At 69.1% G+C, this 6,399-nt stretch carries 7 protein-coding genes; 5 read left to right on the forward strand and 2 right to left on the reverse strand.

Features of this window, described 5'->3' with window-relative positions:
• Positions 1 to 141 precede the first annotated feature (141 nt).
• Positions 142 to 1,497 carry an Hsp70 family protein gene (locus AC1DQP_RS14815; RefSeq protein ID WP_478051889.1) on the reverse strand — a complete coding sequence of 452 codons (1,356 nt, stop codon included), beginning with the start codon at positions 1,495 to 1,497 and terminating at the stop codon, positions 142 to 144.
• A gap of 115 nt (positions 1,498 to 1,612) precedes the next feature.
• Between AC1DQP_RS14815 and AC1DQP_RS14820 the strand changes: the two genes are divergently transcribed.
• Positions 1,613 to 1,948, forward strand: coding sequence for a zinc ribbon domain-containing protein YjdM (locus AC1DQP_RS14820; protein ID WP_478051890.1), 336 nt, complete (start codon positions 1,613 to 1,615; stop codon positions 1,946 to 1,948).
• Positions 1,949 to 1,955: 7 nt separating this feature from the next.
• Here the strand turns inward: AC1DQP_RS14820 and AC1DQP_RS14825 are convergent, their stop codons facing one another.
• The gene (locus tag AC1DQP_RS14825; RefSeq protein ID WP_256775880.1) at positions 1,956 to 3,092 is read right to left on the reverse strand and encodes a tetratricopeptide repeat protein; all 1,137 of its coding nucleotides are present in this window, start codon (positions 3,090 to 3,092) and stop codon (positions 1,956 to 1,958) included.
• Between the two features lie 235 nt (positions 3,093 to 3,327).
• Between AC1DQP_RS14825 and AC1DQP_RS14830 the strand changes: the two genes are divergently transcribed.
• From AC1DQP_RS14830 to AC1DQP_RS14845, 4 genes are all read left to right on the forward strand, one after another.
• Positions 3,328 to 3,927 carry an HD domain-containing protein gene (locus tag AC1DQP_RS14830; protein WP_478051891.1) on the forward strand — a complete coding sequence of 200 codons (600 nt, stop codon included), beginning with the start codon at positions 3,328 to 3,330 and terminating at the stop codon, positions 3,925 to 3,927.
• 27 nt (positions 3,928 to 3,954) lie between these two features.
• The gene (locus tag AC1DQP_RS14835) at positions 3,955 to 4,140 is read left to right on the forward strand and encodes an oxidoreductase-like domain-containing protein (RefSeq protein ID WP_256775882.1); all 186 of its coding nucleotides are present in this window, start codon (positions 3,955 to 3,957) and stop codon (positions 4,138 to 4,140) included.
• 11 nt (positions 4,141 to 4,151) lie between these two features.
• Positions 4,152 to 4,805, forward strand: coding sequence for a DUF998 domain-containing protein (locus AC1DQP_RS14840; protein ID WP_478051892.1), 654 nt, complete (start codon positions 4,152 to 4,154; stop codon positions 4,803 to 4,805).
• Between the two features lie 79 nt (positions 4,806 to 4,884).
• Positions 4,885 to 6,228, forward strand: coding sequence for a virulence factor family protein (locus tag AC1DQP_RS14845; protein ID WP_457319400.1), 1,344 nt, complete (start codon positions 4,885 to 4,887; stop codon positions 6,226 to 6,228).
• The last annotated feature ends 171 nt before the right edge of the window (positions 6,229 to 6,399 follow it).

The following is a 6,399-nucleotide window of genomic DNA, read 5'->3' on the forward strand; positions in this document are numbered from 1 at the left end:
GGCGGGGGGTGTGGGGGCCGGGACCGTCAGGCGCCAGGGATGGCGCCTGCGAGCTTACAGGGACGTACGTGCAGCGTGTCCGGGCCACCCACACCCCCGCACCATGCCAGCGAAACCAACGGCTCCAGACGCGCCTCGGATTCAATCAGCCGCCGCCCACGCCAACCCATGCACCACGCCGAAGGACGGATTGCCACGCACCAGCGTCGCGCCCGGGAATGCAGCGGCCACCGCATCCTGCAGATAACCGGCGCGCGACATCCCGCCGGTGAGGAACACCGCCGCCGGATCGTGGCCGATGTCGGCACGGACCTGCTCCAGCAGCGTCCGCAGTTCGCCCAGGTAGTTGCCCGCAGAGGCTTCCAGGCGTGCGCGCTCCACCTGCACGGCCATGCCGCGCTCGATGAAATCCAGCGCACTGTCGTGCGCGGCGGTGCTGCTCAGCGCGATCTTGCAGCGTTCCACCTCGCGGTACAGGCGCGCCGTGTTGCCGGTGTCCTGCAGCGCCTGCATGCGCTTGCCCCACGGCTGCTCGGCGTCGCGGTAGCTGTGCTGGCGGAAATCGCGTTGCCGGGTCATGTCCTGCACCATCGCCGCCTCCACGTAGTGGTGGGCGGGGATACGGCTCACGCCGCGACCGAACAGCGGCATGTATGCGCCCAGACTCAGGGCCAGGTCGATATCGGTACCGCCGCGCGCGATGCCCCAGGCGCGATGGATCTTCGGTGCCTGCGTGCCGCCCACGCGCGCATGCGCGATGTCGGTGGTGCCGCCGCCGATGTCGACCACGATCGCCTCGTGTTCCTGCGTGCTTTCGGCGTGGTAATGCATCGCCGCCGCCGCCGGTTCCTCGAGGAAATCGACGTCGTCGAAACCGGCGGCGATCGCCGCGGTGTGCAGGATCTCCAGCGCCTGGTCGTTGCCGGCTGCGCCGATCGAACTGCGGAACTGCACCGGCCGGCCCAGCGTGGCCGTGCGTACCGGCCGGTCGAGCTGGCGTGACGCGGTCAGGCGGATGTGTTCGAGGATGTGGGTGGCGATGCCGGTGATGGTCTGGCGCGCGCGCGGATGCAGGTTGTAGCCGAGCATCGATTTGGGGCTCTGCACCAGGTTGCCTTCGTTCTCTTCGAAGTAGGCTTCCAGCGCATCGTCGCCGTAGACGGCGTTCTGCAGCAGCTTGGTGGAGGTGAGCGGGGCGCGCATCTGCTCTTCCATCCACTGCCGGCGCACCACGCGCAGGGCTTCGCGGCGCAGCGCATCGGGCGCGCGCTCCTGGCCGGCGGCACGCGCATCGCGTGCGGCCGCGTCGATCAGGCGGGCCAGCTCGTGCTCCAGCGCCGGGGTCAGCTCGAAATCGTTCGGGTCGCGCATCACCTCCGGGAMATACACCGTGGTGCGGAACTGCTCGGCCTGGCCGAACTGGATCGGCACCACCCTGCCGTCCACCACCGCAGCGGCGGCGGAGTTGCTGGTGCCAAAGTCGATGCCGATTTTCATGCAGGCCGGGCCGGAGGTCAGGGGGCGCGCACTTTGCGGCAAGCGGGCCAGCGGTGCAAGGGCCGGGGGGCCGGGCGGTTACAATAGGGGTTGTTCAGTTTACGAAGGCCTCACCATGTCCACCGCTCCTGCCTGCCCGCAATGCTCCCTGGAAAACACCTATGCCGATGGCGCGCTGTGGATCTGCGCCGACTGCGGGCATGAGTGGACCGCGGCCGAGGCCGGCGGTGAGGCGCTGGTGGTGCGCGACAGCAATGGCAACGTGCTGGCCGGCGGCGATACGGTCACGGTGATCAAGGACCTGAAGGTGAAGGGCTCGTCGATCCCGCTCAAGCAGGGCACGGTGATCCGCAACATCCGCCTGGTCGACGATGACGCCGAACACATCGAAGGCAATTCGGACAAGATCAAGGGTCTGGTCCTGAAGACCTGCTTCCTCAAAAAGGCCTGAAACCGGCTCAGTTGACCGCGGCGCTGCGCTGGCGCCAGCGGTTCAGGCTGTCCAGCTTGGCCTGGTACTGGGCCTTGAGCACATCGGCGTTGTCGCCGGCCAGGTCGCGTGCGCGGGCCATCTCCTTCGACGCCCGTGCGTTGTCGCCGGCCAGGAAGTACGCCCGCGCCAGCCCGAAGTGGAACGGGTGCGCGGTGGGATACAGGCTCACCGCGCGGCGGTAATAGCCGACGGCCGCCGCGTAGTCCTGGCGCTGCTCAGCCTCGTTGCCGAAGCGGAACTGTGCGAACGGATCGCCGCGTTGCACCTGCTGCAGGCGATTGGCCAACTGCGCGGCCTGGCGGGTGTCGCCCAGGCGCCGATACAGCGCGCTGGCATTGGTCAGGCTGGCGGCGTTGCGCGGCTGCAGCGTCAGCGCGGTGCGGTAGTCGCGCTCGGCCTCGGCGAGATTGCCGCTGCGTGCGTCGAGTACGCCCAGATTGTTCCAGCCGGCGACGAAGGTGGGGTCCAGCGCCAATGCCGCCTGCAGATAGGTGCGGGCCTGTGCCAGATCGTCGGCCATCCACATCGCGCCGCGATTGTTGTAGAAGTGCGCCAGCGCGCGCTTCTGCTCGATCGGCTGCGGACCGTAGCGGTCGTAGAGCACGTTGCGGTCCAGGTCGACGACGGCGGTGTTGCCATTGAGGGTCACCCCCGCGTTGACGTGCCCCACGTTGTAGATCACGCCCTGGTCCTCGTACCAGGTGACCACCTGGGCCACTTCCTGCACGCGCGCGTCGATGCCGGCCGCGCGCGCCAGGGTCACGAACAGCAGGGTGAAAGACAGGCAGTTGGCGCGGTGGGTCTGCCAGGTTTCGGTCAGGGTGTGGGTGGCGTAGGGGTCGTAGGACAGCTGCATGCCGTCGTCGTCGAAGATCAGATGCACCAACCGCTGTACGCGCTGTTCGCGCGAGAAGCTCGGGGCGATCACCCGTTGTTGCAGCAGTGCGCGCAGTTCGGGGGGAATGGCAAGAATCTGTTCCGGGGTGGGGGGCGGCGGGGGCGCAGGCGACACCGCAGCGGCCGGTTCTGCCGCACCGGCTGACAGCGGCACCACCGCCGCTGCCAGCAGGGTCAGCACCAGCAGGAATCTCCAGGCGGACATCGCGTTTACCTCGCAGGGATACCGACGTAGCCGCCCCAGTCTAGGCCTGGGCCGGGAGGATGGGGTGCCGCTTGTCGGCCCGATCGGCCATCCACAGCCGGTGTGGATCAGCCCCGGGCAAACCTGTGGATAAGCACGCGCACGCGCCGTACAACAGGCGTGGCGCGTGGCTGGTCAAAAAACCGCCAATGACGATCCGCTTGCCAGTTGCCGCGGCGGCCGTCACTGTTTGCCCATGCGCTTTGAACCGATGCCCCTGCCGGCGGCGATGCAGGCCGACCTGGAAGCCGCCTACGCGATGCCGCCGCGGGCATACCACAACTTTTCGCACGTGCAGGCGGTGCTGCAGCATTGCCAGGCGGTTGCCGACGGCCCGGGCTGGCAGCAGCCGCGCGAGGTGCAGCTGGCCGCGCTGTACCACGATGCGATCTACGACGCCGGGCGCAGCGACAACGAAGCGCGCTCTGCCGCATTGGCGCGCGAAGCGATCCTGCGCTGGCTGCCCGCCGAGGGCATCGACGTGGCGCGGGTGGTGCAGCTGATCGAATTGACTGCCCGGCATGGCGCGCTGGCCGCAACCGACATCGACGCCGAAGCGGCGCTGTTCCTGGATTGCGACATGGCCATCCTCGGCGCGCCGGCGGCGGTGTTCGATGCCTACGACCAGGGCATTGCGGAGGAATATGCCGGCCATGTGCCAGGATTCCTGTTCCGGCTCAACCGGCGCCGCTTCCTCAAGCAGCTGCTGCTGAAGCCGCGGATCTTCCTGAGCGGGTTCTTCCACCAGCGGCTGGACGGCGCGGCGCGCGCCAACCTGCGCCGCCGCATTGGATAATGGTGGCTCTCCGCCCCCTTGATGCCCATGTCCGAGCTCGTCGCGCTTCCCGACCCCGATCCACGCCCGCAGCCACCGGAAGAACCCGGCCCGAACGAGTGCTGCGGCAGCGGCTGCCCGCTGTGCGTGCTGGATCTGTACAGCGATGAGCTGCAGCGTTACCGGGCCGCACTGGCGGCGTGGACGCTGCGTCATCCGGATGCGATCGACTGAGTACGGCGCCGATGAATGATGGCGCCTCGGCACGCTCGTCCACGCGGCCGCAGGCCAGGGCCGCGCTGCTGGCCATGCTCGCGTTGGTGGTGTTCATCGCCACGGCGCTGTGGACCCAATGGGTCCGCCAGGACCTGGATTGGGTGCAGGCCACGCTGAGCCTCTACCTGCACGGGCCATGGGGCCTGGCATTGCGGTGCGCCTATGGCGCGCTGGCACTGGCGATCATGCTGCTGGCGTACGCGCTGCACGTCGACAGTCGCTCGCCACGGCGCAGCGGGGCGGCGCCGGGGCTGTTCTGGGCGGGCGCACTGGGCCTGCTGGGTGTGGCCATCGGCGACAGCTGGCTGCCCCAGCGGGCGCCGCTGCTGGCCCCACTGGTGCATGGGCTGGCGGCGAACACCGCCTTCCTGTGCGTAAGCGTGGCGATGCTGCTGCAGAGCTGGTACCTGCGCGCCGACCCCCGCTGGTCGCGTTGGGCCGGCCTGGCCTGGGCCTGGGCATGGCTGTGCTTCGTGCTGCTGTGGCTGCACGTGCTGTGGCGTGGTCCGCCACGCGGCGCGGGGCAGAAGCTGGTGATCGCCGTGCTGGTGCTGTGGCTGCTGGCGGTGGCCGGACGGCAATGGCGGACGACGCGGGAGGCCCGGGTCGCTTCGCTTGGCTGAGCGGTGCTGCCAGTCTGTGTACATGCCGTTGGCGGGGGACCGGCGTATCGTGGGCGGGACTCTTTTGGGATGCGTGACGATGCGGCGAGCCGGGTGGGGGAAGGTACTGGGTCTGGTGATCGGTGGATGGGCGTCGATGGCCGCGGCCGCGACACCGCAGCAGGTCAGCCATGGGCGGTTCCAGCAGGTGCCGGTGTTCCTGCCGGAAGGACACCTGCAGCGGGTGGTGGTGTGGTTCGACGGCGGCCGCGAGCACGAACGCACCCGTCAGCGCATCGATGCGCTGCGTGCGCGGGGCGCGCTGGTCGCCCAGGTCGACGTCGCCCGGCTGCGCAAGGAACTGGCCCGCGAAGGCGGCGGTACCTGCGGGTTCGGCGCCGGCGATGTGGAGAATTTCTCGCGCTGGTTCCAGGCCTACCTGCATCTGCCCGGCTACCGCCTGCCGCTGATCGGCGGCGACGGGGAAGGTGCCGAGCTGGCCTATGCGGTGGCTGCGCAGGCCGACACCCAGGTCTTCGCCGGCCTGCTGACCACCGACTTCTGTCCGGACCGGGCGCGCGAGCGCATGGTCTGCGGGGCCGGCGTCAGCCACGGCCGACTGCAACCGGCCGACCTCAATTTCCCGTGGCTGAACGCTGCCGGCGACGCACGCTGCAAGGTCGGCGATGCAGCCGCGTTCGTGCGCAAGGTGAGCATGGGCCGACAGTTCGAGCGCAGCGCAGAGGGTGGCGACCTGCCCGGGCTGCTGGCGGCGGCGCAGGTGATCGGTGCGCAGAAGGGGGTGAGCCTGGCGCCCCCGCCCGATGACCTCAAGGGCTTGCCGGTGATCGAAGTGCCGTCCAGCAAGCCGGGCGACACGTTTGCGATCTTCGTGTCCGGTGACGGCGGCTGGGCCGGGCTGGACAAGGAAGTGGCCGCCGCCCTCAGCGAGGGCGGGGTGTCGGTGGTGGGCGTGGATTCGTTGCGCTATTTCTGGACCGCCCGTGATCCGCAGGGCTTCGCCCGCGACCTCGAGCGCATTGCCGCGCATTACAGCCGGCAATGGCAGCGCAAGCGGGTGGTGCTGGTCGGCTTCTCGCAGGGCGCCGACGTGCTCCCGGCGGCGATCAATCAGTTGTCACCGGCGATGCGCGACAGCGTGGCGATGATCGGGCTGATGTCGGTGGGCAAGACCGCCGATTACGAGTTCCATGTCAGCAACTGGCTGGGCGGCGGTGGCGACGGCCTGCCGATCGCGCCGGAGATCGCCAGGTTGCCGGTCGGCAAGACGCTGTGCCTGTATGGCGAGGACGACGATGATGCGCTGTGCCCGGACCTGCCGGGAGGCAATGCGCAGGTGGTGAAACTGCCGGGCGACCATCATTTCAAGGGCGATTACGATCGCTTGGCGCAGACGTTGCTGGAGCATCTGCCGGCGCGGTGACGCGTGCGGTGGGGGATCCATGCCGGATCCCCCACCAGGGTCAATCGTGGCGGCGCGGATCCAGCGAGATCAGCCGGGTGGCATCAAGCAGTGCAGCCGGCAGGTGCACGCCGCCGGGCGCGGCCAGGTAACGGGCACGCCACTGCGGGGCGAACTTGGACTTGAAGCGGC

This window comes from Stenotrophomonas sp. P5_A8, from assembly GCF_056400545.1.

Bases quoted from the DNA above. Each gene is read 5' to 3' on its own strand.
- AC1DQP_RS14820 (WP_478051890.1), top strand. From the start codon at position 1,613: ATGTCCACCGCTCCTGCCTGCCCGCAATGCTCCCTGGAAAACACCTAT.
- AC1DQP_RS14825 (WP_256775880.1), bottom strand. From the start codon at position 3,092: ATGTCCGCCTGGAGATTCCTGCTGGTGCTGACCCTGCTGGCAGCGGCG.
- AC1DQP_RS14830 (WP_478051891.1), top strand. From the start codon at position 3,328: ATGCGCTTTGAACCGATGCCCCTGCCGGCGGCGATGCAGGCCGACCTG.
- AC1DQP_RS14835 (WP_256775882.1), top strand. From the start codon at position 3,955: ATGTCCGAGCTCGTCGCGCTTCCCGACCCCGATCCACGCCCGCAGCCA.
- AC1DQP_RS14840 (WP_478051892.1), top strand. From the start codon at position 4,152: ATGAATGATGGCGCCTCGGCACGCTCGTCCACGCGGCCGCAGGCCAGG.
- AC1DQP_RS14845 (WP_457319400.1), top strand. From the start codon at position 4,885: ATGCGGCGAGCCGGGTGGGGGAAGGTACTGGGTCTGGTGATCGGTGGA.